The organism is Sphingomonas phyllosphaerae (assembly GCF_036946485.1).
GTDB lineage: Bacteria > Pseudomonadota > Alphaproteobacteria > Sphingomonadales > Sphingomonadaceae > Sphingomonas > Sphingomonas phyllosphaerae_E.
The window spans coordinates 990,032-1,012,974 of sequence record NZ_JAQIJA010000005.1 but is presented as its reverse complement, the minus strand read 5'-3'; the positions used below and the strand labels follow the sequence as shown (position 1 = coordinate 1,012,974).

Here is a 22,943-nt window from a genome sequence, read left to right as displayed (position 1 = left end):
ATCCGGGATCCCGCTTCTTCTTGCCGTTGCCGGAAAGCGGGACCCCGGATCAAGGCTCTCCTGAGCTTCGCCGAAGGGGCCAGGGCGACAAGGGGGAGGCTACCAATCCCCCGCCACCGCCATCCACACCGCCACCGCCGCCGCCGCCGCGGTATCGGCGCGCAGGATGCGCGGGCCGAGTGCGATCCCCACCGCCGCTGGGTGCGCGCGGATCGCGGCGCGCTCCTCATCGTCGAACCCGCCCTCCGGTCCGATCAGGATCGCCGCCGGCCCGCGCCGCGCCTGCATCGCCGCCGCCGCCGGTTCCCCGCCCAGCTCGTCGGCGAAGAACAACGCGCGCTCCGCCGGCCAGTCGCGCAGCAGCGCCGGCAGCTTCACCATCTCCGCCACTTCCGGCACCGCGGTGCGCCCGCATTGCTCGGCGGCCTCGATCATATGCGCGCGCAGCCGCTCGGTATTGGGCTTGTCGACCACCGTCCGCCGCGTCACCACCGGCACCAGCCGCGCGACGCCCAGCTCGCACGCCTTCTCCGCCATCCAGTCGACGCGGCCCTTCTTGAGCGGCGCGGCCACCAGCCACAGATCGGGCACCGCCTCGCGCTCGCGCAGCCGCTCCTGCACGTCGAGCGTCAGGTCGCGCTTGCCGACCGCGCGCGCCACCGCCAGCCATTCGCCGCTGGCATCGTCGAACACTTTGACCGGATCGCCGACCTTGGTGCGCATCACCGCGATCAGATAATGCGCCTGCGGCCCCGACAGCGTCAGCGCGCCGGGCGCGAGCGCCGTCTCGACGAACAGCCGCGGCGTCGAGCGCGGCGGCCAGGCGGGCACCGCCCCCATCATTTCTTCCTTCCCCGTCCGATCAACAGGCGCGCGATCAGGAACAACAGCGCCCCCGCCAGCGCGACGACCAGCACCACGCCCGTCACCACCCCGGCGACGCGCAGGATGGCATAGAACAGCGCCTCGAAAAACCGGCCGATCGCGACCGACAGATGGATCACTTCGCCGAGACGCGCGTCCAGCGCTGCTCCTTGCACCCGAAGCCCGCGAACAGGCACCCCTGCGCGATCAGCGTGTTGCGCCCGTCGAGCTGCAACGTGCCGTCGACCTCGCGCCCGATGTCGGGGACGAACACCGTCCCCGCCCACGTCCCGTCGCCGTCGCGCTCGAACCCGCGAAACAGCGACGTGCCGACCAGCCGCTCGGTCCCGCCCGCCGCGGCATCGTCCTTGGCCTTCTCGCTCGCCGACACCACGGTGCCGCACATTCCCGGCTCGCCACGACACGGCGCGACACGAATCCGTACGCTGTCACTGCCATTGCGCCACGTCCCGGCCAGCGGATCGGTGGCAGCGGCGGCGAGCATTGCAAGAAGGGTCAACATACGCACGATCCTTACCAAACCGGTGGCATTGTATGTAGGCGCGGTTGACGGTGGCGTGAACCGTTCACCCGCATCCTTCCGTCACACGGCGCGACCGGGTTCAGTCAACCAAATCATTGCCTCACCCCGTCATCCCGGACTTGATCCGGGATCCCGCTTCTTCTTGCTTCGTCGCCAGGAAGAAGCGGGGCCCCGGATCAAGGCTCTCCTGAGCTTGCCGAAGGGTCCGGGGCGACGAACGGGAGGGGCGGAAGTGAAAAGGACTCGCCACCCGCACACACGATAGCCGCTGACGCCCGCCCCATCCCCCGCTATCGAGACGACGTGACCGACATCGTCCCCGACACCCAGCACCGCGGCCTGCTGTCGCTCCTGCCCCCGCGCGCGCGGCTGTTCGCGTCGCTGGCGCGCTTCGACCGGCCGATCGGCTGGTGGCTGCTGTTCTGGCCCGGCGCGTGGGGCGTCGCGCTCGCCGGCGGCATCATCGAGCGCTGGCCGCTGATCCTTTGGGTGCTGCTCGGCAGCATCGCGATGCGCGGCGCGGGGTGCGTCTACAACGACATCGTCGACCGCGATCTCGACGCCAGCGTCGCGCGCACCCGCACGCGCCCGCTCGCCAGCGGCGCGGTGTCGGCGAAGGCGGCCTGGGCGTTCCTGCTCGCGCTCTGCCTGATCGGGCTGGTCGTGCTGCTCCAGCTCCACCTGCCCGCCGCGCTCGTCTCGCTCGCCGCGATCGCGCCGGTCGCCGCCTATCCGTTCATGAAGCGCATCACCTGGTGGCCGCAGGCATGGCTGGGGCTGGTGTTTTCGTGGGCGGCGCTGGTCGGCTGGACCGAGACCTGGGGCGCGCTCACCCTGCCCGGCCTGACGCTCTACGCCGGCACGATCTTCTGGGTAATTGGCTACGACACGATCTACGCGCTGCAGGACCGCGAGGACGATGCGCTGGTCGGCATCCGCTCCTCGGCGCTCGCGCTCGGCCGCCACGTCCGCGCCGGGGTGACCGCCTGCTACGCGCTCGCGCTCGCGCTCTGGGCGGCGGCCTTGTGGCAGGTGCGCGCCGACCCGCTGATCCTCGCCGCGCTCGCCCCGCTCGCGCTCCACCTGTTCTGGCAGGTCGCGACGCTGCGCGACGACGACGGCCAAGGCGCGCTCGACCGCTTCCGCAGCAACCGCACCGCCGGGCTGCTGATGTTCCTCGCCTGCGTCGTCGTCGGCACGCGCATCCAATAACGCCGCCGCGACGTTCTCCGCGATATGGCAACCGCAACCTTTCGCCCCTAAGTCGATCCGATGCTCACGCCCTCCCAAGCGCAGGATCGCGCCCACGACATCGTCCGCCGCGCCACCGCCGCCGGTGCCGACGCCGCCGACGCGGTGTTCGCCGCCAGCGCCTCGACCGAAGTGTCGGTGCGGCTCGGCAAGCTCGAGGATGTCGGCCGCTCGGAGGGCGAGGACCTCGGGCTGCGCGTGTTCGTCGGCAGCCGCTCGGCGAGCGTCTCGACCTCCGACCTCTCGTCCGCCGCGATGGACGCGCTGGTCGAACGCGCGGTGGCGATGGCACGCGAAGCCCCCGAGGATCGCTGGGCCGGGCTCGCCCCGCAGGAACGGCTGCTCCACGGCGCGCCGCCCGCGCTCGACCTCGCCGACCGCCACGCCTGCACCCCCGAGCAGCTCCGCACCGCCGCGCAGCGCGCCGAGGACGCTGCGCGCGCCGTCGACGGCGTCACCAACAGCGAGGGCGGCGGGGCCGCGGCGTCGGAGAGCGTCTGGGCGCTCGCCACCAGCCACGGCTTCGCGGGCAGCTACGCCACCACCGGGTTCAGCGTCTCGGCGAGCGTGATCGCGGGCGAGGGCAGCGCGATGCAGCGCGACTATGCCTTCCACTCCGCGCGCCACCTCGCACACCTCGACACCCCCGAGGCGATCGGCCAGCTCGCCGGCGAGCGCGCCGTCGCCCGCCTCGATCCGGGCGTCGCGCGCAGCGGCACGATGCCGATCGTCTTCGATCCGCGCGTCGGCGCCAGCCTGCTCGGGCATCTCAGCGGCGCGATCACCGGCGGCGCGATCACCCGCCGCACCAGCTTCCTGCTCGATTCGCTCGGCACCGAGGTGTTCGCGCCGGGCGTGACGATCCGCGACGATCCGCACCGCCCGCACGGGCTGCGCTCGCGCCCGTTCGACGGCGAGGGGCTGCCGGTCTCGCCGCTCGCGATCATCGAGAACGGCGTGCTCGAAAGCTGGCTGCTCGACAGCGCCTCGGCGCGGCAATTGGGGCTGGAGCCGACCGGCCATGCCGCGCGCGGGATCGCGGGCTCGCCGGGCGTGTCGACCAGCAACCTCTATATGGAGCCCGGCAAGGTGCCGGTCGCGACGCTGATCGAGGATGTCGAGGACGGCATCTACGTCACCGAACTGATCGGTCAGGGCGTCAACCCGGTCACCGGCGACTATAGCCGCGGCGCGGCCGGCTTCGCGATCCGCGGTGGCGAGATCGTCGCGCCGGTTGCCGGCTTCACGATCGCGGGCAATCTGCTCGCCATGTACCGCGCGCTCACCCCCGCCAACGACCTCGTGTTCCGACAAGGGGTCAACGTGCCGACGCTGCGCATCGACGGGATGACGGTCGCCGGTGGCTGACCCCGCCGTTCCTGCTCCCGCCCCCGACCCCGGTCTGGTCGAGGCGGTCGCCGCGGTCGCGCGCGACGCCGGGCAGATGGCGCTCGCGCGCTGGCGCACCGATTTCGCGCGCTGGGAGAAATCGGAGGGCAGCCCGGTGTGCGAGGTCGATCTCGATGCCGACCGGATGCTCCGCGCGCGGCTGGGCGCGCTGCTTCCCGACGCCGGCTGGCTGTCGGAGGAAACCGCCGACAATGCCGACCGGCTGGCGTGCCGCCGCGTCTGGGTGGTCGATCCGATCGACGGCACGCGCGACTATATCCGCGGGCGCACCGGCTGGTGCGTATCGATCGCGCTGGTCGAGGACGGCCGCCCGGTGATCGGCGTGCTCGATGCCCCCGCGCGGGAGGAAGTGTGGTGCGCCACGGCCCCCGGCCGCGCGACCCGCAACGGCGTGCGCGTCACCGCCGGGGGACGCGCGTCCCTGCCCGGCGCACGCGTCCCGGTCGATGCCTTGCCCAAGGTCGACCGCGATCTGACCGCCGTCGAGAAACCGAACTCGATCGCCTTGCGCGTCGCGATGGTCGCCGCCGACCACGCCGATCTGGTCGCGACGCTGCGCTGGGGCAATGAATGGGACATCGCCGCCGCGGTGCTGGTGGCAAGCGCGGCCGGCGCGTCGGTCAGCGACGCGGTCGGCGCGCCCTTGGTGTTCAACAAACCCGATCCGCGCGCCTATGGCGTGCTGGTCAGCACCGCCGGCATCCACGACGCCGCGATCCTCCGCCTCGCCGACCGCGTGAAGGCGGCGCTGGGGTGAGCTTACGCAGCCACCGCCCCTCGTCCCTTCGTCATCCCGGACTTGATCCGGGATCCCGCTTCTTCCTCATGGTTACGGCTCTGGTGCGGCGGTCAACCCCACCCGTCATTGCGAGCGCAGCGAAGCAATCCAGAGTCGGACCAGGACGCCCTGGATTGCTTCGCTACGCTCGCAATGACGGCCGACGGCGAAGCCCGACCGCCGCCGCCCGCCGCAACGTTTACACCAACAACCGCACCCCGACGATCAGCAACACCACCGCCAGCGCGGGCGTCACCACCCGCTCCGGCAGCCGGTCGGTCAGCTTCGCGCCGAGGATCACCCCCGGCACCGACCCGAGCAACAACGACCCCAGCAGCGGCAGATTGATGTTCCCGATCACCGCATGGCCGATCCCGCCGATCAGCGCGACCGGCACCGCATGGAGAATATCCGTCCCCACCAGCCGCTTGGCGTTCAACCGGAACGGATAGAGCATCAGCAGCAACGTCGCCCCCAGCGCCCCCGCCCCCACCGAGGTCAGCGTGATGAGCGTCCCCAGCAACGCCCCCGCCGCCGCGGTCAGCAGCGGCTGCCAGCGCAACAGCGCCTCGGTCCGCGCCCCCTCGGCTCGTGCGAACCGCCGCGCCAGCTTCGCGCGGAACGGCGTCAGCAGCGCGGAGATGACCAACGTCACGCCCAGCACGCGCACGATCAGCCCGTTGCTCTCCGCCTTGTGGCCATGGCTCGACAGCCACCACAGGGTGATCGCCACCGCCGGCAGGCTGCCCCAGCACAGCCGCTTGACGATCGCCCAGTCGGCGTTGTTCTGCCGGTGATGCATCGTCCCGCCGACGATCTTGGTGATCGCCGCGAACCACAGGTCGGTGCCGACCGCCGTCGTCGGCGCGACCCCGAACAACAGGATCAGCAGCGGCGACATCAGCGACCCGCCGCCGACCCCGGTCAGCCCGACGATCGTGCCGACGAGAAATCCAGCCAGCGTGCTCAGTGCGTCCAAAGCGGCCTGCCCCCGTTCATCGGCCATACCTGCGCCGACGCCCGCCCTCGGAGCAACTGCAGAAAAGCTTGGGGCCGCGATGGCTCAACCCATGTTACCCGTCATCACGGCCAGCAGGATGTCGGCGATCCGCCGCGCCGCGTGTCCGTCGCCATAGCAATCGCGCGCCACCGCCATCGCCGCGTGCTGAGCGGGGTCGTCGAGCAACGCGCCCGCTGCCGCGACGATGTGCGCGGTTTGGGTCCCGATCACGCGCACACCCCCGGCCACCACGCCCTCGCGCCGCTCGGTGACGTCGCGCAGCACCAGCACCGGCACGCCCAGCGCGGGCGCTTCCTCCTGCACGCCGCCTGAATCGGTCAGGATCAGCGCACTCGCCGCCATCAGCCGCACGAACGCCGGATAGTCGAGCGCGGGGAGCAGCGCGACGCGGTCACCGCCGCCCAGCCGTGCCGACAACGGCCCCGCCACCGCCGGGTTCGGGTGGAGCGGCACCACGATGCCGATGTCTTCCCGCATCGCGAGCCGCGCGAGGGCTTCGGCGATCCTCTCCAGCGGTGCGCCGTGATTCTCGCGCCGATGCACGGTGACGGTCACGATCCGCTTGCCCGCGAAGCGCGCCAGCACCGGCTCGACCCCGGCGGTCAACGCCGGCTCGGCCGCGATCCGCGTCCGGATTGCGCATAAGGCGTCCGCCACCGTGTTCCCGGTCAGGTGGATCGCCCCCGCCGGCACGTTCTCCGCGCGCAACGCCGCCACCGCCGCCGCGGTCGGCGCGAGGTGCAGGTCGGCCAGCACCCCCGCGACGCGCCGGCTGCCCTCCTCGGGCCATGGCGCGGACAGGTCGCCGCTCCGCAACCCCGCCTCGACATGCGCCACCGGGATGCCGCGCAGATGCGCCGACAGCGTGGCGGCCAGCGTCGTCAGCGTGTCGCCGTGCACCACCACCCGCTGCGGCCGCTCGCGCTCCATCGCGCCACCGATCGCGACCAGCAGGTGCGCCAGCGCGGCATCCAGCGAACCGGCTGCGCGGCTCGGCGCTATTTGCGCGTCGGGAACGATCCCGAACGCGTCCAGCGCCTGCTTCAACAGCATCGGATGCTGCCCCGTCGCCAGCACGCGCGTGGCAATTTGCGGCCGATCGCGCAGCGCGGCGACCACCGGCGCCATCTTTATCGCCTCCGGACGTGTCCCGAAGACGACGAGCAAGCGAGGCCGATGCAACGCGGGAACGCTCCCAGGGGTTGTTGCGCCAGCGGAACCTGACGCATGGTCGGGTGATTAAGCGGCCAGCGAGGGAGTTTGCAATGCGACTGGTGATGATCGGCCTCGGCCGGATGGGCGGCAACATGGCGCGTCGCCTGATGAGGGCCGGGCACGAGATCGTCGCCTTCGATCGTGATGCGCAAGCCGTTGAAAAGCTTGTCGCCGACGGCGCGATCGCTGCCAATTCGGTCGACGACGCGCGGGCGAAGGCGGGCAGTCCGGCGATCTGGTGGGTGATGCTCCCGCATGGCGAGATCACCGACGGCATGGTCGACCAGATCGCGGCCGGCGGCAGCGCGGGCGACGTGGTGATCGACGGCGGTAACAGCTTCTACAAGGACGATATTCGCCGCGCCAAGGCGCTCGCCGAAAAGGGCCTCCACTATGTCGACGTCGGCACGTCGGGTGGTGTCTGGGGACTGGAGCGCGGCTATTGCATGATGATCGGCGGCCCCAAGGACGTCGTGCAGGATCTTGACCCGATTTTCGCTGCCCTCGCGCCCGGAATGGGTAACATTCCCCGCACGGTCGGCCGCAAGGACGGCACCGACCCGCGCGCCGAGAACGGCTACATCCACGCCGGCCCCGCCGGGGCGGGCCATTTCGTCAAGATGGTCCACAACGGCATCGAATACGGCCTGATGCAGGCCTATGCCGAGGGCTTCGACATCCTGAAGGGCAAGGCATCCGAGAAACTGCCCGAGGATCAACGTTATGACCTCGATCTCGCCGACATCGCCGAAGTGTGGCGGCGCGGCAGCGTGATCTCGTCGTGGCTGCTCGATCTCACCGCGGACGCGCTCACCGCCGATGGCAAGCTCGAGAAGTTCAGCGGCAACGTCGCCGACTCGGGCGAGGGACAGTGGACGATCGAGGCCGCGATGGAAGAGGCGGTGCCCGCCAACGTCCTGACCACCGCGCTCTTCGCGCGCTACCGCAGCCGCGTCGAACATACCTTTGGCGAGAAGGTCTTGTCCGCAATGCGCTTCGGCTTCGGCGGCCATGTCGAGATGCCGCAGTGATGGCAATCCGGCTGTTGGTGTCGGATCTCGACGGCACGTTGGTCGACAAGGACAAGAACCTCACCCCTGCCACGATTGCCGCCGTCGACCGGTTGCGCGCGGCGGGGGTTGGCTTCACGGTCATCAGCGCGCGGCCGATGTCGGGAATCCGTCCGCTGCTCGAACCACTTGAACTCGACGGCGATGTCGCGGCATTCAACGGCGGGATCGTCTTTCGTCGCGACGGCACGATCGTCAGCCACGTCACGATCCCCGCCGACATCGCGCGTGGCGTCATGGCGATGGCCGACGGCGTCGACACCTGGGTCTTCGCCGACGACCAATGGTTTGCCAGCAACGGCGACGGCCCGCACACGCAAAGCGAGCGCCGCAGCAGCGCGCAGGAGCCGGTGGTGGTCGCCTCCTTCGACGACCTGCTCGACCGCGCCGACAAGATCACCTTCGTCAGCGACGACGAGTCCGCGCTCCACGCGCTCTACGAACGCGTCCACGCCCGCTACGGCAAGGATGCGACCGTCGCGCAATCGCAGACCTATTATCTCGACGTCACCGCGCTGACCGCGAACAAGGGCGACGGCATCGCCGCGCTCGCCGGGGCGCTGCACGTCGACCTCGCCGACACCGCCGCGATCGGCGATCAGGCCAACGACCTGCCGATGCTGGCGCGCGCCGGCCTGTCGATCGCGATGGGCAACGCGCCGGACGCGGTGAAGGCCAGGGCGCACGCAACCACTCGCGCCAATGACGAAGATGGCGTAGCGCACGCCATCGACACGATCATCCTGCGCACCGGAGATACCGAATGAAGAAGCTCGTCGCCTTCGACCTCGACGGCACGCTCGCGCTCAGCAAGCAACCGCTGAAGGACGATATGGGCGAGACTTTGGCCGATCTGCTGACGGTCGCCGATGTCGCGGTGATCTCGGGCGGCGACTGGCCGCAGTTCGAGAAGCAGGTCGCCAGCCGCCTGCCGGAACGCGCCGACCGGTCGCGGCTGTGGCTGATGCCGACCACCGGCACCAAGCTCTACGTCCACAAGGACGGTGCGTGGCAGACGGTCTATGCCGAACTGTTCGACGATGCCGAAAAGCAGAAGATCATCAAGGCCTTCGGTGAATCGCTGGAGGCGACCGGCTTCGTCCCCGAACAGACCTGGGGCGAGCGGATCGAGGATCGCGGCAGCCAGATCACCTTCTCCGCGCTCGGCCAGGAAGCGCCGATCGAGGCCAAGGAACATTGGGATCCCGACTTCGCCAAGCGCAAGGTGATCCAGGCCGATCTGCGCCAGCGGCTGCCGGGGCTCGCGATCAACATGGGCGGCGCGACCTCGATCGACATCACGCGCGAGGGCGTCGACAAGGGTTATGGCCTGCGCAAGCTCGCCAAAGAGAGCGGCTTCGACCTGTCGGAAATGTTGTTCATCGGCGATGCGATCTTCCCGGGCGGCAACGATTATCCCGCGCACGAGGCGGGGGTCGATTGCGTGCGCGTCCGCGATCCGCAGGAAACGATCAGCGTCGTGACCGCGATCGTCGCCTGCCAGAAGTAACCCGGTGATCGACGTACCGGGGCTGTACGCCCGCTTCATCAACTGGATCGGCGACGGCACCGGTACCACCGACACGGTCCTGCACATCCACGCCGGGATGGCGGTGCTGATGATCGCGCGGATCGTCACGCGCCGCTCGCTCGGCACGTTCATCCCGCTGTCGGTGGTGGTGGCGGCCGAGCTGGCGAACGAAGTGCTCGATCGCCTCCACTATCACAGCTGGCGTTGGTGGGACACGATCCCCGACGTCATCAACACGCTGTTCTGGCCGACCGTCATCTGCCTCGCGGTCCGGCTTCGCCCGATGCGGCCCGTCCGGCGGCGCTGACGCCGCCGGATCAGCCGCTTATCGCGACGTCAGCAGCTTGATCGGCCCGCCGTCGAAGCGTGCCGCGGTCAGCACGCCGGTCGCATAGGCACCACTGTCGAGACAGATCCGCCCCGGCGCGCCGTAAGCCTCGTCCTGCGGCGTATGGCCGTGGACGATCAGCAAATCGCTGTCGACCGGCGCGCCGAGAAACTCCTCGCGGATATACAGGATGTCCTTCATCCGCTGCTTCTCCAGCGGCACGCCGGGGCGCAGCCCGGCATGGACGAAGATCAGCCCGCCCTGGACGATATAATGATCGAGCCCGCGCAGCCATGCGTCGTGCGTCGGGGGCACCACGGCGCGCAACTGCTCACGGGTCGCGTCCCATCCCTCCGCGGTTTCCGGCACCGCGACGCCATAGGAAGCGAGCGTCGTCGCGCCGCCGTGACGGCCCCAGCTCTGCCCGCTGCTGCGCGCATCGAGGAAGGCGACCATCGCATCCTCGTGATTGCCGAGCACCGCGCGCCACTCGATCGCCTCGTCGTCGCGCAGGGTGAGGATACGGTCGATGAGCTGCGCCGATGCCGGGCCGCGGTCGATATAGTCGCCGAGCAAGACCACCATCGGCTTGCCCTGATACCCGCCGGGATGGGCCGCGATGTCGTCGCGGATCCGCGCGATCAGCCGGTCGAACAGGTCGACGCGCCCGTGCAGGTCGCCGATCGCATAGATCAACCGCCCGCCGGTGTCAGGGGTGCCGAGCACGCGCACCAGCGCCTCGCCGGTCACATCGCCGGCGGGCACGGGTTCCGGCAGCGGTGGCGCACTGCGCAGCGATGGCGGCGGCGTCGCTTCGGCGGTGCTCGGCGCGACGGGCAGCGGGCGCGCCTCCTTGTCGCGGCGGCGGCGGCCTTCCTCGGGGGCGACGCGCAGCAGCGTGCCGAACAACACCAGCGACAATACGTTGTGCGCGGTCAGCAACGTACCCTCGAACGAAAACCATACGATCAGCACGAAGGCGATCGCCCCCTGCGGCGCACGCCGGAACAGGCAATAGATCACCCAGGCGTAGAAGATGATCGCGCAGACCAGGCCATATTCGATCGCCGTCTTGACGAACGGCCACCAGATGAAATTACCGCCCTTCTCGATCTGTCCCGCACCGATCCCCGCGATCAGGCCGCGTGGATCGTGGAGGAACTCCAGCAGTCGCTCCAGCGGCAGGATGAAGCGCATGTTGGCGCTGGTGCCGTTGTGCTTGTATTCGTCCATGCGCGTGCTGACGATGTCGAACCAGCCCAGCCGGAACGCGATCACGCACACCACCAGCAGGATCGCGAGCATCACGACCGCATTGCGCATCCGCATCCGGCCGAGCAGCACCGGCAGCGTCAGCGCCATCAGCAGCGCGCCGGTGCCCGCCAGCGTCATCAGCAATCCGGCCGCCAGCACGATCAACCGGATCGGACGGCGGAACAGCGTCAGCTCGAACGCCAGTGCCAGCGCGATGAATTGCGACAGCAGCGACACTTCCAGGAAGCTCACCGCATTGGGCTTCATGTAGCGCGAGCCGTAGATGATCGGCTGGATGTAAACGTAATCCGGGACCAGCCACGCCTTGGGCAGCAGCTGGTTCAGGTTCGGCCACGCGCGCCAGGAAATCGCAAGCTGGATCAGGTGCTGCGCCAGCGTGACGCCGACATACCCCAGCATCAGCGTGATGAACAGGTTCATGCAGCGCCGGTAATTGGCGGCGCTGGTTTCATACTGGATCATGAACGGCGCATAGAGCGCGGCGAACAGCATCAGGCTCGACGCGCTGTAACGCGGCGCCAGGAAGAAGGTGGAAAAGGACGCGACGATAAAGGCGAGGAAGAACCCGCCGATCCGCACCGCATCGAACTTCGGCCGGACCAGGATCGGCCCCAGCGCGATCGCCGCGACGAACAGCGGCAGCACCAGTGGCACGAACCCGCCCGCCTTCAGCGGCAAGGCGATCTTCTGCAGCACGACGTTGCCGATCAGCCCGATCGTGAAGATCGCCAGGATGACCTTGTCGTCGAAGCTCGGCGGCGCGGCGGGCGCATCGCTGCGCGGGCGACGCTCGGCCGGCTCGCGGGCGGCGCGTTCCATGCCCTCGATCGGGGCAGCGTCGAGGGTCAACGATCGAGCCATCGTGTTACGCAATCCCTGGTCATGGCAAACCGGCGGATCGCAAAACGACCCGTCATCGCGGCGACGCTAGAGCGTAAGCGATCGGCCGCCAACCAAAAAGGCGTTTGCGGTTCGGCACATCAAGGGGGCTGTCCTACATGCCCGATCCGAACATAAAGGGAACGTTCTCGACAACGGAGGACATCACATGCCCGACAAGTTCCAGAACAGCGCCGACAGCGCCAGCGCGCCATCCACCGCGCCCTATGCGATCCAGCCCGACGACACCGCCCCGCTCCCCAGCGTGCCGCGCGGCATCTACGTCGGCGGTGGCGGCTCGATCGTGCTGCGCGGTGTCGAGGGAAGCGAAGACGTCACCTATCGCAACCTTCCCGACGCCAGCTACGTCGCGGTTCGCGCGCTTTACGTCCGCGCCACCGGCACCACCGCCACCAACCTGATCGCGGAGGCCTGAGATGACGCGGACCTCGGGATCGCTCGGCGGCGCGGTCACCGCCGCCGCACTCGCCCGGATCGGTGCGCCCGTGCCGCTGGTCGAGGCGCCCTCGACCACTGCATTGCTCGCCTGGGCGGCGGCGCGCGGCCGGGTGCGCAGCGGGATGGCCGATGCGGCGCGCATCGCCTTCGTCGGCGACAGCAAGACGGTGGGTGCCGGCGCGGGCACCGGCGCCACCTTCACCGTCGGCGCCTTCGCGCGTTCGCGGCCGGTGCGGGTCGCCGCACTGCTGTCGGCCGCGGGGCTGACCGTTCGTGCCGACGCCTTCTTCGGTTGTGCCGGGTTCGGCAGCATCGCCGATGTGCTCGCCTATGATCCGCGACGCAGCGGCTTTTCCGGCTGGGGCGGTGGCGGCAACTCGCTGGGCGGCGCGATGATGAACGCCGGCAACGCCAATCCGGGGCAGTTCCAGCCCGGTGGTGCGGTCGATCGCTGCTCGGTGTTCGTCCGCAACGGCAGCGACCGGCCCGCGATCACGGTGACCAAGGGCAGCGAAAGCGTGACACTGACGCCGTCGGGCCCGATCAATGGCTTTGCGCGATTGGAAGCGACCTTCGCCACGCGCGACGCCGCGCCGATCGCGATCGCGCGGGCCGGCACGTCCGGCAGTCTGCAACTGGCGGGCATGATGGCGTGGGACAGTTCGCGTCCCGGCGTGGAGATCGCCAATTTCGGGGTCTACGGCGTCGTCTCCGGGTTCCAGGCGGACATGGCGAACGCCTTCTCTCCCGCCAATGCGCTCGCCGCATATGCGCCGCATCTGACGGTCGTGAACCTGGGCACCAACGACAGCGCGCAGGGGGTGGCGATGGGGACGTGGCTGGCCAACATCCGCACCATCGTCCAGCAGGCGCGGATCAGCGGCAGCGTCATCCTGACCTGGCCCGCGGTCGGCGGCGGCAATCCGGCGGGCGGCAGCGACGCGAACCGGGCGCTGTGGCGGAACGCGTTGCGCGCGTTCGCACTGGAGAACGAATGCCTGTTCATCGACGATGAGGCGATGCTCGGCGGCCGCGCCACCGCGCAGGCGAGCGGCGCTTTCGCCGACAGTCTTCACGAGGCCGCCTGGGCCTATGACGTGCAGGCAGCGGCGATCGCGCGCGCGATCCTCTAACCGCCCAAAATGACACGGCTCCGCCCTTCGCGGGCGGAGCCGCAATGCTTGCTCCCGCGCCGCACCATGCTACGCCCTCCCGGACTAGCCCCGGAGGAGACAGCGTGCGCGCCGATGCCAGCGAACTGACCGCCCCACCCGCCCCCGCCGACATCTGCATCGTCGGCTCGGGCGCCGCCGGGCTGACGCTCGCCGCGCGCTGCGCTGCGCTGGGGCTCGATGTGCTGGTGCTGGAGGCCGGCGGCGCCAATGCCGATCCGGCGGTGCAGGATGCCTATGCCGGCCGGGTCGCCGATCCGCGCGTCCACTGGCCGCTCGACACCTATCGGGTCCGCGCGCTCGGCGGCACCACCGCCTTGTGGGGCGGGCGGTCGATCCCGTTCGATCCGATCGACTTCGAACCGCGGCCGTGGGTCGCGCATTCGGGCTGGCCGATCGGCTATGAAGAGGTCGCGCGTTACTATCCGGCCGCGATGGAGGCGGCGGAGGCGGGGGCGTTCGATCACACGCCTTCCGCGCCGATCGTCCCCGGGCTCGACGGCGAGTGGCTCCACACGACGATCGAGCGGTTCAGCCGCCCGACCAATTTCTGGACACGCTACGGCCAGCAATTGACCGCCGCCGCCAACGTCCGCGTCCTCACCCATGCGCCGGTCACCGCGATCCGGCTGGCGCACGATGGCAACAGCGTCGACCATCTCGAGGTCCGCGCGCCGGACGGCACGAACTGGCCGGTCCGTGCGAAGCATTACGTACTCGCCGCGGGCGGGCTGGAGACCGCACGGCTGCTGCTCGCCTCCGACGATGTGCTGCCCGCGGGGCCGGGCAATGCCGGTGGCTGGCTGGGCCGCGGTTACATGTGTCACCTCGCCGCGACGTTCGGCATGGCGCATTTCACCGGCGATCCGAAGAAGATCGGCTTCGACTATGAACGCGATGCCGAGGGGATCTACATTCGCCGCCGGCTCGCGCCCACGCCCGCCGCGCAGCGTGCGCGGCAATTGCTCAACAGCACCGTGCGGCTGCACATCCGCGACGCCAACGATCCCGCGCACGGCGATCCGGTGCTGTCGCTGATGTTCCTCGCCGCCTTTGCGGTGAAATACGAATACAGCCGCGCCGCGCGCGAGGCCGATCGCTCGCTCGGCCCCTATCTGCGCCACGTCGGCAACATCGCGCGCCATCCGGTGCAATTGTTCAACTTCGTGCGCACCTGGGGCGTGAAGCGCTATCTCACCTCGCGGCGCATTCCGTCGATCGCGCTGCCGTCGCGCGACAATCGTTATCCGTTCGAGTTCGTCAGCGAGCAATCGCCCAATTGGGACAGCCGCGTCGCCTTGTCCTCCGAGCGCGACGCGCTGGGGATGCGCCGGCTCGAGGTCGACTGGCGCGTCGCCCCCGCCGACTTCGATTCGGCGCGCGCCACCTATCGGCTGATCCGCGACGAGATGGCGCGCACCGGCACCGGCACGCTCGACTATGACGAGGCGGCGCTGGAGGACGCCCTGCTCGACGCCGCCGCTTACGGCGGGCATCACAGCGGGACGACACGCATGGCGGACGATCCGCGCGACGGGGTCGTCGACCGCGATTGCCGGGTCCATGGCGTCGCGGGGCTGTACGTCGCGAGCGCGTCGGTCACCCCGACCTCCAGCCAGGCCAATCCCACACTGACCGCGATCGCGCTGGCGCTGCGGCTGGCGGATCATCTCAAGGAGCGTCACGCATGACGGGCACGGTGCTGGTAACCGGGGCGGGCGGCTTCGTCGGACGGCGCGTCGTCGCCGCGCTGGAGGCGGCAGGCGTGCCGGTCGTCGCCGGTTATCGCCGTCCGCCGCCCGGCGGCACCGCGCTCAACGTGCTCGATCCCAAGGCGCTGGCGGTAACGATGCCCGGTGTCGAAACGGTCGTCCACACCGCGGTCGGTGGCCCGCGCGACACCCGCGTGATCGTCGACGGCACGCGCAACACGCTCGCCGCGGCGCAAGCCGCCGGGGTGAAGCGTTTCATCCAGCTCAGCTCGGTCGCGGTCTATGGCGCGGCGACCGGCACCATCGACGAGGATGCCCCGACCGACCATCCGCATGGCGCGTACGGCGCGGCGAAGGTCGCGGCCGAGGCGGCCTGCCGCCAGGCGAACGACGCGCTGGCGGTGGCGGTCCTTCGCCCGACGCTGATCTACGGCCCGCGCAGCGCGGCATGGACCACGCTCTACCTCGATCGCCTGCATCATGGCTGGCCGCGGCTCGGCGCCGCCGGGCGTGGCGACGCCAATCTCGTCCATGTCGACGATCTGGCCGGCTTCGTCACGCATCTGGCGACCAGCGCGACGCCGATCGCCGGCACGTTCAACGTCAATGGCGCCGATGTCCCGACATGGGATGCCTATCTGGAGGCGTTGCGCGATGCGGTGCAGGCACCGGCCGGCGCGGGTTCGCTGCCGGGCAAGGCGACGCTGGCGGCGCGCAAGCTCGCCAAGGCGCTGGGCGCCGGTGCCGCGCGCGCCGGCGTGACGCTCGCGCCGCTCGAACGCTTCGTGGCGCGCACCCCCTCGCACGACGAGGTCGCGCGGTTCGGCACCCCGGTCCGCTACGCGATCGACCGGATGCTGGCGACCGGCTTCGCCCCCAAGATCACGCTGGCGGAAGGAGTCGCCGACATCGCCGCCTGGGAGCGGGCCGGCCGCCCCTGACGGCACCCGCTTCGCGACCCCGCCGACCGACGGCCAGCCCGTGCGGATTGTGGCACGTGGATCGCGCGACCCGGGCGAAATCCCGCACGAAGCCTCTCGTGGGCCGAAGAAATCCATTGTAATTACAATAGCTTGACTGGGCCTCTCCCGCCAGTTTGCGGCATCACCGTTCCGGGTTAGCCTCGCCGCCAAGACGTCCGCTGTGCGCGGACGCGAGGAGAGGTTATGCACAGCACCATCATTCCCCCCCACGCCGAAGGTCCGCGCCGCCTTCACCATCATCTCTACGTCCAGGTCCTGATCGCGATCGTCGCCGGTGCGATCCTCGGCCATTTCTACCCGCAACTCGGCGAGGCGCTGAAGCCGCTCGGCGACGGGTTCATCAAGCTCGTGAAGATGGTGATCGCCCCCGTCATCTTCCTGACCCTGGTCAGCGGCATCGCCGGCCTGCGCGAACTCAGCGCGGTCGGCCGGGTTGCGGGCAAGGCGTTCGGCTATTTCCTGTTCTTCTCCACGCTGGCGCTGATCGTCGGCCTCATCGTCGCCAATGTCGCACAGCCGGGCGCAGGGATGAACATCAATCCCGCCACGCTCGATGCCGGCAAGATCGCCGATTATGCCGAAAAGGCGCATGACACGACGCTGACCGGCTTCATCCTCAACATCATTCCCGACACGCTGATCTCCGCGCTGACGCAGGGCAACATCCTGCAGGTGCTGCTCGTCGCCATCCTCTTCGGCGTCGCTATCAGTCTGGTCGGCGCGCCCGCCGCGCCGATCCTCGATCTGATCGAGCGGTTGAACATCGTCGTGTTCCGCGTCGTCGCGATCCTGATGCGCGTCGCCCCGCTCGGCGCGTTCGGCGCGATCGCCTTCACCGTCGGCAAGTACGGCGTCGGCAGCCTCGTCAATCTCGGCGGGCTCGTTGCCACCTTCTATCTCACTTCGGCGGTGTTCGTCTTCGGGATCCTCGGGCTGGTCGCGCGGCTGCACGGCTTCTCGATCCTGCGCCTGATCGCCTATCTGAAGGCCGAATTGCTGTTGGTGCTCGGCACCTCCTCCTCCGAGCCGGCGCTGCCGGGGTTGCTGACCAAGCTGGAGGCCGCCGGCTGCGACCGCGGCGTCGTCGGGCTGGTCGTGCCGACCGGCTATTCGTTCAACCTCGACGGGACCAACATCTATATGACGCTGGCCGCGCTGTTCATCGCGCAGGCGTGCAACGTCGACCTGTCGCTGGGGCAGCAATTGCTGCTGCTCGGCGTGGCGATGCTCTCGTCGAAGGGCGCGGCGGGGGTGACCGGCGCCGGGTTCATCACGCTGGCGGCGACGCTGTCGATCGTCCCGACCGTGCCGGTCGCGGGCATGGCGCTGATTCTGGGCGTCGACCGCTTCATGAGCGAATGCCGCAGCCTCACCAACTTCGTCGGCAATGCGGTCGCGGCGATCGTCGTCGCGCGCTGGGAAGGCAAGCTCGACCGCACGGCGCTCGACGCAGCGCTGGCCGGTCGCCCGATCTCCGCGCCGGAGGCGCTACCCGCGGAATAACCCATCACTTTCTTGTGGGGCGGCGCCACGGCGTCGTCCCATTTCGATACCGGTAACAGGCGAAGAATGTGTATACTTTCGCCGATTTTTCCGGCACTTAGCTTGTAAATCGCAGGCAAAGTTGAAAAGGCTGTTTGTCGCTCTGTTCGCGGTAAAAGCCCAATAACGCCATCGTGTTTACCATCAATTGCGCGTGCTTCGTGAGGATAGCCGTAGTAACAAGAACTTGACCGAAGGCAGGCCAACCTTTCTTGCGCACCCACTACATATTTGTAGAAGCGCTGTATCGGGTGACTCAGATCGGTGAAGTGTGAAAGTACTTCAAACGTGTGACAGGGCGCTCAAAGAGGACGCCCAAAGGGGAATGGAAACGGTGCCGAACTACGCGGTCGCACTGCAGCACGCCGTTCCGCTGAACAACGCCTATGCCCTGCCGCGGCAGCTCTCGGCCGTGCCCCCGATGGCGGTGTTTCTGGCCGAATTCCACAGCAGCATGAACATGACCGGACTTCGGTACTTCAGCGGCAATGTCGACCGATTTCTTGTTTTTTGTCTGCTACTTCGCACCAGCATGTCGCAGGCGGACCATCGAGGCACGATCTCGGTCCACTCCGCCGCAATGTCGCTGGGTCGACCCTTCGAAACGGTGCGGCGCCATATCTGCGCCCTGCTCGATGCGCGGGTGTGTGAGCGGACCCGCAACGGGGTCACGCTGTCGAGCGCCTTCTGGAACCGCCCCGAAAATTGGCAGCAATTGCGGTACTCGCACGATTGCTTCGTGCGGCTGATCGACGATGCGATGGCGATGGGGTTGATCGACACCACGACCGTACCAAGCGGCAGCAACACGGGCCTTTCGCTGACGGACGGCGTCTGCGCCGCGATCGACCTCTTTCTCGCGCTGGTCGACAGCAATCGCTCGCTATGTGCCGAACCGATCGATCTCGCGATCTTCTCGGTCGTGCTTCACGCCAATCACCAGTTGCTGAAGGCGGACCGCGCGATGGGAGGCTTCAACGCGTCGGCCGGCCTGCTGCCGCGCCATGCCGTGCGCGTCGCGCAGATCGCCCGCGCCCTATCGACGCCCGACACGACCGTCCGGCGACGGGTCGCGCCCCTCACCGGCGAACACGGCCCCTACAAGCGCACGCCGAGCGGGCTGTTGGTGTCGACCGAATGCCTGGCCATGTGCGGCCGGCCGAGCGAGAGCAACAATGCGAAGCATGGCTCGATCCGCCTCATCATCCATCGTGCGATCGCCGCCGGTCTGTCGCTGCGCGATCCGGCGAGATCCTATTGCGACGGCCGCCCGCCCTCGCCCCGCATCGACTGACCTCAGCCGCTCCGTGGCCGCTTGGGGACCAGCGCCGACAGCACGCCCCGCATGGTCCGCACCTCCTGGCTGGACCAGCCGGGTTTGGTCAGCAACGTCCGCAGCATCCGCCGCGTCGCAGGGGTGCGATCGGGTGGGAAGAAATACCCGCCCTCCTCCAGCAGCGCATCGAGTTGCGCGATCATCCCGTCCAGTTCGACCTGCGGCGCGGGCGGATCGACATCGACTGCCGGCGGACTGGCCAGCGCCTGCCCCTTCGACCATTCATAGGCGACGAGGATCACCGCCTGCGCCAGGTTGAGGCTGCCGAATTCGGGATTGATCGGCACGGTGATGATCGTCCGCGCCACCGCGACATCGTCGGTTTCCAGCCCCGATCGCTCGGGCCCGAACAGGATCGCCGATCGCCCCGGTCCGGCGTGGATCGTCTCCGCCGCCTCGGCCGGGGTCACCACCGGCTTGGTCACGCCGCGCTTGCGCACCGTGGTGGCATAGACATGCGCACAATCCGCAACCGCGTCGGCCACGCTCTCGAACACCGTCGCCCGCTCCAGCACGATATCCGCACCCGAAGCCGCCGGCCCGGCCTGCGGATTGGGCCAGCCATCGCGCGGCGCGACCAGCCGCAGCTCGACCAGCCCGAAATTGAGCATCGCCCGCGCCGCCTTGCCGATATTCTCCCCCAGTTGCGGGCGAACGAGCACGATGACGGGGGGTGGCGGGAGGGACTTCTCTACGGTCCGCTCGTCCTGAGGATAGGCTGAGCCTGTCGAAGCCTCGTCTCGAAGGACCGCCCGGCTCGCGAGCGATCGGATCGCTTCCCAATTACCCCGCACGAGCGCTTCCTTCTTGGCACGCGACCAGCCCTTGATCTGCTGCTCGGCGCCGAGTGCCTCATCACGCGTGGGAAAGTCCTGCGACCAGAGCAGCTCGACCGGGCGTCGATTCTGCGTATAGCCGGGCAGCGCGCCGGCCTGATGCGCGCCGATCCGCGCCTCGAGATCGTCGCTATGCCCGACATAATAGCTGCCGTCGGCGCAGCGCAGGAGGTAGGTGTGGAAACTCACGCGGGGCAGGTCCTTCGAGACGAGGCTTCGACAAGCTCAGCCTCTCCTCAGGACGAACGGGGGGGATGTCAAATCGAGCCGGTCACCCGCGCCCGGCTTCCTCCACGCTCCCCGCAAACTCCTCAAAGTCGCGCGCCTCGCTGAAGTCGCGATAGACGCTCGCGAAGCGGATATAGGCGACCGAATCGAGCCCCTTCAGCCCGTCCATCACCATCTCGCCGATCCGCTTGGCCGACACCTCGGCCTCGCCGCTGGTCTCCAGCTGTCGCTGGATCCCGCTGACCAGCTTCTCCAGCCGCACGGGTTCCACCGGCCGCTTGCGCGCCGCGATCGCGATCGAGCGCAGCAATTTCTCGCGATCGAACGGCTCGCGCCGCGATTCGCTCTTCACCACCGTCAGGTCGCGCAACTGGATGCGCTCGAAAGTGGTGAAGCGCGCCGCGCAGCCCTCGCATTGCCGCCGCCGCCGGATCGCCGCCCCATCGTCCGTGGGGCGGCTGTCCTTCACCTGGCTGGCGTCATGACCGCAAAAAGGGCAGCGCATTCAACGGGTCACTTGTTCTTGGTGCCCTTGTGATAGGCATAGACCGCACCCGCGATCGCGCCGAAGATCGGCCCGACCACCGGCAACGGGATCGCGACGACCGCACCCAGCGCGCTCCACTTCGCCATGCTCTTGCCCAGGCCCGGCGTATTCTTCACCGTGCCGCGCACTTCGTTCACCTTGCTGTCGAAATCGGCCACCGATCGTTCTCCTTAGCTGTAGATCGGGAACCGAGCGCACAGCGCGCGAACACGTTCCCGCACGTTCGCCTCGACGGTGGCGTCGCCGCCCTCGCCCTTCTCGCGCAGGCCATCGAGCACGTCGGCGACCATGTTGCCGATCTCGCGGAACTCGGCCGTGCCGAAGCCGCGCGTCGTGCCGGCGGGCGAGCCGACGCGGATGCCGCTGGTCTTGACCGGGGGCAGCGGGTCGTTGGGGATGCCGTTCTTGTTGCAGGTGATCCCCGCGCGCTCCAGCGCCTCGTCCGCATCGCGGCCGGTGATGCCGAGCGGGGTGAGGTCGACCAGCGCCAGATGCGTGTCGGTGCCGCCCGACACGAGGTCCGCACCGCGCTCCTTCAGCGTCGCCGCCAGCACCTTGGCGTTCTCGACCACCGCCGCGGCATAGCTCTTGAACTCGGGGCGCAGCGCCTCGCCGAACGCCACCGCCTTGGCGGCGACGACGTGCATCAGCGGCCCGCCCTGCAGCCCCGGGAACACCGCCGAGTTGATCTTCTTCGCGATCACCTCGTCATCGGTCAGCACCATCCCGCCGCGCGGGCCGCGCAGCGTCTTGTGGGTGGTGGTGGTCACGACATGCGCATGACCGAACGGCGTCGGGTGGACGCCGCCCGCGACCAGCCCGGCGAAGTGCGCCATGTCGACCATGAAGAACGCGCCGACCTTGTCGGCAATCGCGCGGAAGCGCGCGAAGTCGATGTGGCGCGGGTACGCCGAACCGCCGGCGATAATCAGCTTCGGCTGCGTCTCAACTGCTTGGCGTTCGACCGCGTCATAGTCGATCAGATGCGTGTCGGCGGTCACGCCATATTGCACCGCGTTGAACCACTTGCCGCTCATCGCCGCGCGCGCGCCGTGCGTCAGGTGCCCGCCCGCGTCGAGGCTGAGCCCCAGGATCGTGTCGCCGGGCTTGACCAGCGCCAGCATCACCGCGCCATTGGCCTGCGCGCCCGAATGCGGCTGGACGTTGACGAAACCGCAGTTGAACAACTGCTTGGCGCGATCGATCGCGAGCTGCTCCACCTCGTCCGACGGGTGGCAACCCTGATAGTAACGCTTGCCCGGATAGCCTTCGGCGTACTTGTTGGTGAACACCGAGCCCTGCGCCTCAAGCACCGCACGGCTGACGATATTCTCCGACGCGATCAGCTCGATCTGCGTCTGCTCGCGGGTCAGTTCGTGCGCGACGCCGGCGAACACCGCCGCGTCGGCGTCGGCGAGGCCGCGGGTGAAGAAACCATCCGGCTGGATGTCGGAAAGCGAGGTCGGGTTGGTGCTCATGCGGGCTCCTTGAGCATGTCGACGCGCGCGGCATGGCGCCCGCCGAGGAAATCCGTGGACAGAAAGCTGCGAAGGCAGGCGCGCGCCATCTCGGGGCCGATCAGCCGCGCGCCGAATGCGATGGCGTTGGCGTCGTTGTGCGCGCGCGCCAGTTCCGCCGACAGCGGCTCGCTGACCAAGGCGCACCGCACCGCCGGGTTGCGGTTGGCCGCGATCATGATGCCGATTCCCGATCCGCAGATCGCGACGCCGCGCTCCGCCTCGCCTGTCGCCAGCGTGTCGGCCAGGCGGCGGCCGTAATCGGGATAGTCGACGCTCGCGCTGCCGTGCGTGCCCAGGTCGATCACCTCATGCCCCTCGCTCGCCAGCCAGTCGCGCAGATCGTCCTTCAACGGAACGGCGGCATGGTCGCAGGCGATGGCGATACGCAAGGATCGACTCCCGGAATGATAGGATGGCCGCGCTCTAGCGATCCGCGCGCGCC

General features: G+C 69.0%; 24 protein-coding genes. 13 read left to right on the top strand and 11 right to left on the bottom strand.

Annotated elements, in window-relative coordinates:
• Positions 1-99: 99 nt before the first annotated feature.
• Genes PGN16_RS13480 through PGN16_RS13470 form a run of 3 tightly spaced genes read right to left on the bottom strand, consistent with a single transcriptional unit; the run spans position 100 to position 1,387 of the window.
• The gene (locus tag PGN16_RS13480; RefSeq protein ID WP_335309895.1) at positions 100-840 is read right to left on the bottom strand and encodes a 16S rRNA (uracil(1498)-N(3))-methyltransferase; all 741 of its coding nucleotides are present in this window, start codon (positions 838-840) and stop codon (positions 100-102) included.
• The gene (locus tag PGN16_RS13475) at positions 840-1,004 is read right to left on the bottom strand and encodes a hypothetical protein (RefSeq protein ID WP_028967579.1); all 165 of its coding nucleotides are present in this window, start codon (positions 1,002-1,004) and stop codon (positions 840-842) included. The genes PGN16_RS13480 and PGN16_RS13475 overlap by 1 nt, the downstream gene beginning before the upstream one ends.
• Positions 1,001-1,387: a DUF2147 domain-containing protein gene (locus PGN16_RS13470; RefSeq protein WP_335309894.1), complete on the bottom strand. Its 387-nt coding sequence runs from the start codon at positions 1,385-1,387 to the stop codon at positions 1,001-1,003. The genes PGN16_RS13475 and PGN16_RS13470 overlap by 4 nt, the downstream gene beginning before the upstream one ends.
• 324 nt (positions 1,388-1,711) lie before the next feature.
• Here PGN16_RS13470 and ubiA point away from each other — a divergent pair, with 324 nt between their 5' ends.
• From ubiA to PGN16_RS13455, 3 genes are read left to right on the top strand one after another with little or no spacing between them, the layout of a single operon-like run.
• On the top strand, positions 1,712-2,620 hold the full coding sequence (ubiA, locus tag PGN16_RS13465) for a 4-hydroxybenzoate octaprenyltransferase (protein WP_335309893.1): 909 nt from the start codon (positions 1,712-1,714) through the stop codon (positions 2,618-2,620).
• 60 nt (positions 2,621-2,680) lie between these two features.
• Positions 2,681-4,027 (top strand): TldD/PmbA family protein, encoded by a 1,347-nt coding sequence (locus tag PGN16_RS13460; protein WP_335309892.1) that lies wholly within the window; start codon positions 2,681-2,683, stop codon positions 4,025-4,027.
• Positions 4,020-4,826, top strand: coding sequence for a 3'(2'),5'-bisphosphate nucleotidase CysQ (locus PGN16_RS13455; RefSeq protein ID WP_335309891.1), 807 nt, complete (start codon positions 4,020-4,022; stop codon positions 4,824-4,826). Before PGN16_RS13460 ends, PGN16_RS13455 begins: the two co-directional genes overlap by 8 nt.
• A 220-nt stretch (positions 4,827-5,046) precedes the next feature.
• On the opposite strand, the gene PGN16_RS13450 is transcribed toward PGN16_RS13455, so the two are convergent.
• Both PGN16_RS13450 and wecB read right to left on the bottom strand, forming a co-directional pair.
• Positions 5,047-5,853, bottom strand: a complete 807-nt coding sequence (locus tag PGN16_RS13450; protein ID WP_335309890.1) for a sulfite exporter TauE/SafE family protein — start codon at positions 5,851-5,853, stop codon at positions 5,047-5,049.
• Between the two features lie 57 nt (positions 5,854-5,910).
• Positions 5,911-7,050, bottom strand: a complete 1,140-nt coding sequence (wecB, locus tag PGN16_RS13445) for a non-hydrolyzing UDP-N-acetylglucosamine 2-epimerase (protein ID WP_335309889.1) — start codon at positions 7,048-7,050, stop codon at positions 5,911-5,913.
• Between the two features lie 83 nt (positions 7,051-7,133).
• Between wecB and gnd the strand changes: the two genes are divergently transcribed.
• The 4 genes from gnd to PGN16_RS13425 are packed head-to-tail and all read left to right on the top strand — an operon-like array spanning position 7,134 to position 9,991.
• Positions 7,134-8,114 (top strand): phosphogluconate dehydrogenase (NAD(+)-dependent, decarboxylating), encoded by a 981-nt coding sequence (gene gnd, locus PGN16_RS13440; RefSeq protein WP_335309888.1) that lies wholly within the window; start codon positions 7,134-7,136, stop codon positions 8,112-8,114.
• A complete protein-coding gene (locus PGN16_RS13435; RefSeq protein WP_335309887.1) occupies positions 8,114-8,920 on the top strand; it encodes a Cof-type HAD-IIB family hydrolase in 807 nt (268 codons plus the stop codon). The genes gnd and PGN16_RS13435 overlap by 1 nt, the downstream gene beginning before the upstream one ends.
• Positions 8,917-9,663: an HAD-IIB family hydrolase gene (locus PGN16_RS13430; protein WP_335309886.1), complete on the top strand. Its 747-nt coding sequence runs from the start codon at positions 8,917-8,919 to the stop codon at positions 9,661-9,663. The genes PGN16_RS13435 and PGN16_RS13430 overlap by 4 nt, the downstream gene beginning before the upstream one ends.
• Positions 9,664-9,667: 4 nt before the next feature.
• Positions 9,668-9,991, top strand: a complete 324-nt coding sequence (locus PGN16_RS13425; protein WP_335309885.1) for a hypothetical protein — start codon at positions 9,668-9,670, stop codon at positions 9,989-9,991.
• Positions 9,992-10,009: 18 nt separating this feature from the next.
• Here PGN16_RS13425 and PGN16_RS13420 read toward each other — a convergent pair whose 3' ends face one another.
• Positions 10,010-12,148, bottom strand: a complete 2,139-nt coding sequence (locus PGN16_RS13420) for a metallophosphoesterase family protein (protein ID WP_335309884.1) — start codon at positions 12,146-12,148, stop codon at positions 10,010-10,012.
• A gap of 187 nt (positions 12,149-12,335) precedes the next feature.
• Here PGN16_RS13420 and PGN16_RS13415 point away from each other — a divergent pair, with 187 nt between their 5' ends.
• From PGN16_RS13415 to PGN16_RS13390, 6 genes are all read left to right on the top strand, one after another.
• Positions 12,336-12,602 carry a spike base protein, RCAP_Rcc01079 family gene (locus tag PGN16_RS13415; RefSeq protein WP_335309883.1) on the top strand — a complete coding sequence of 89 codons (267 nt, stop codon included), beginning with the start codon at positions 12,336-12,338 and terminating at the stop codon, positions 12,600-12,602.
• A gap of 1 nt (position 12,603) precedes the next feature.
• The gene (locus tag PGN16_RS13410) at positions 12,604-13,758 is read left to right on the top strand and encodes a GDSL-type esterase/lipase family protein (RefSeq protein ID WP_335309882.1); all 1,155 of its coding nucleotides are present in this window, start codon (positions 12,604-12,606) and stop codon (positions 13,756-13,758) included.
• A gap of 104 nt (positions 13,759-13,862) precedes the next feature.
• Positions 13,863-15,488, top strand: a complete 1,626-nt coding sequence (locus tag PGN16_RS13405) for a GMC family oxidoreductase (protein ID WP_335309881.1) — start codon at positions 13,863-13,865, stop codon at positions 15,486-15,488.
• Positions 15,485-16,450 carry an NAD-dependent epimerase/dehydratase family protein gene (locus PGN16_RS13400; protein WP_335309880.1) on the top strand — a complete coding sequence of 322 codons (966 nt, stop codon included), beginning with the start codon at positions 15,485-15,487 and terminating at the stop codon, positions 16,448-16,450. Before PGN16_RS13405 ends, PGN16_RS13400 begins: the two co-directional genes overlap by 4 nt.
• Positions 16,451-16,675: 225 nt before the next feature.
• Complete coding sequence (locus PGN16_RS13395) at positions 16,676-17,995, top strand: dicarboxylate/amino acid:cation symporter (RefSeq protein WP_335309879.1); 1,320 nt, start codon at positions 16,676-16,678, stop codon at positions 17,993-17,995.
• A gap of 364 nt (positions 17,996-18,359) precedes the next feature.
• On the top strand, positions 18,360-19,328 hold the full coding sequence (locus PGN16_RS13390; RefSeq protein WP_335309878.1) for a hypothetical protein: 969 nt from the start codon (positions 18,360-18,362) through the stop codon (positions 19,326-19,328).
• Positions 19,329-19,330: 2 nt separating this feature from the next.
• On the opposite strand, the gene PGN16_RS13385 is transcribed toward PGN16_RS13390, so the two are convergent.
• The 5 genes from PGN16_RS13385 to rpiB all read right to left on the bottom strand — a co-directional run bounded on the left by PGN16_RS13385 (position 19,331) and on the right by rpiB (position 22,890).
• Positions 19,331-20,395, bottom strand: a complete 1,065-nt coding sequence (locus PGN16_RS13385) for a TrmH family RNA methyltransferase (RefSeq protein ID WP_335309877.1) — start codon at positions 20,393-20,395, stop codon at positions 19,331-19,333.
• An 82-nt stretch (positions 20,396-20,477) separates the two neighbouring features.
• Positions 20,478-20,939 (bottom strand): transcriptional regulator NrdR, encoded by a 462-nt coding sequence (gene nrdR / locus PGN16_RS13380; protein ID WP_335309876.1) that lies wholly within the window; start codon positions 20,937-20,939, stop codon positions 20,478-20,480.
• Positions 20,940-20,947: 8 nt separating this feature from the next.
• On the bottom strand, positions 20,948-21,139 hold the full coding sequence (locus tag PGN16_RS13375) for a hypothetical protein (RefSeq protein ID WP_335309875.1): 192 nt from the start codon (positions 21,137-21,139) through the stop codon (positions 20,948-20,950).
• Between the two features lie 12 nt (positions 21,140-21,151).
• Positions 21,152-22,459 carry a serine hydroxymethyltransferase gene (gene glyA / locus PGN16_RS13370; protein WP_335309874.1) on the bottom strand — a complete coding sequence of 436 codons (1,308 nt, stop codon included), beginning with the start codon at positions 22,457-22,459 and terminating at the stop codon, positions 21,152-21,154.
• The gene (gene rpiB, locus PGN16_RS13365) at positions 22,456-22,890 is read right to left on the bottom strand and encodes a ribose 5-phosphate isomerase B (RefSeq protein WP_335309873.1); all 435 of its coding nucleotides are present in this window, start codon (positions 22,888-22,890) and stop codon (positions 22,456-22,458) included. The genes glyA and rpiB overlap by 4 nt, the downstream gene beginning before the upstream one ends.
• Between the last annotated feature and the right edge of the window lie 53 nt (positions 22,891-22,943).

Excerpts from the sequence above, each read along its gene's own strand:
- PGN16_RS13480 (WP_335309895.1), bottom strand. The coding sequence starts at position 840 with ATGGGGGCGGTGCCCGCCTGGCCGCCGCGCTCGACGCCGCGGCTGTTC.
- PGN16_RS13470 (WP_335309894.1), bottom strand. The coding sequence starts at position 1,387 with ATGTTGACCCTTCTTGCAATGCTCGCCGCCGCTGCCACCGATCCGCTG.
- PGN16_RS13460 (WP_335309892.1), top strand. The coding sequence starts at position 2,681 with ATGCTCACGCCCTCCCAAGCGCAGGATCGCGCCCACGACATCGTCCGC.
- PGN16_RS13450 (WP_335309890.1), bottom strand. The coding sequence starts at position 5,853 with ATGGCCGATGAACGGGGGCAGGCCGCTTTGGACGCACTGAGCACGCTG.
- gnd (WP_335309888.1), top strand. The coding sequence starts at position 7,134 with ATGCGACTGGTGATGATCGGCCTCGGCCGGATGGGCGGCAACATGGCG.
- PGN16_RS13435 (WP_335309887.1), top strand. The coding sequence starts at position 8,114 with ATGGCAATCCGGCTGTTGGTGTCGGATCTCGACGGCACGTTGGTCGAC.
- PGN16_RS13430 (WP_335309886.1), top strand. The coding sequence starts at position 8,917 with ATGAAGAAGCTCGTCGCCTTCGACCTCGACGGCACGCTCGCGCTCAGC.
- PGN16_RS13420 (WP_335309884.1), bottom strand. The coding sequence starts at position 12,148 with ATGGCTCGATCGTTGACCCTCGACGCTGCCCCGATCGAGGGCATGGAA.
- PGN16_RS13415 (WP_335309883.1), top strand. The coding sequence starts at position 12,336 with ATGCCCGACAAGTTCCAGAACAGCGCCGACAGCGCCAGCGCGCCATCC.
- PGN16_RS13410 (WP_335309882.1), top strand. The coding sequence starts at position 12,604 with ATGACGCGGACCTCGGGATCGCTCGGCGGCGCGGTCACCGCCGCCGCA.
- PGN16_RS13400 (WP_335309880.1), top strand. The coding sequence starts at position 15,485 with ATGACGGGCACGGTGCTGGTAACCGGGGCGGGCGGCTTCGTCGGACGG.
- PGN16_RS13395 (WP_335309879.1), top strand. The coding sequence starts at position 16,676 with ATGCACAGCACCATCATTCCCCCCCACGCCGAAGGTCCGCGCCGCCTT.
- PGN16_RS13390 (WP_335309878.1), top strand. The coding sequence starts at position 18,360 with ATGGAAACGGTGCCGAACTACGCGGTCGCACTGCAGCACGCCGTTCCG.
- nrdR (WP_335309876.1), bottom strand. The coding sequence starts at position 20,939 with ATGCGCTGCCCTTTTTGCGGTCATGACGCCAGCCAGGTGAAGGACAGC.
- glyA (WP_335309874.1), bottom strand. The coding sequence starts at position 22,459 with ATGAGCACCAACCCGACCTCGCTTTCCGACATCCAGCCGGATGGTTTC.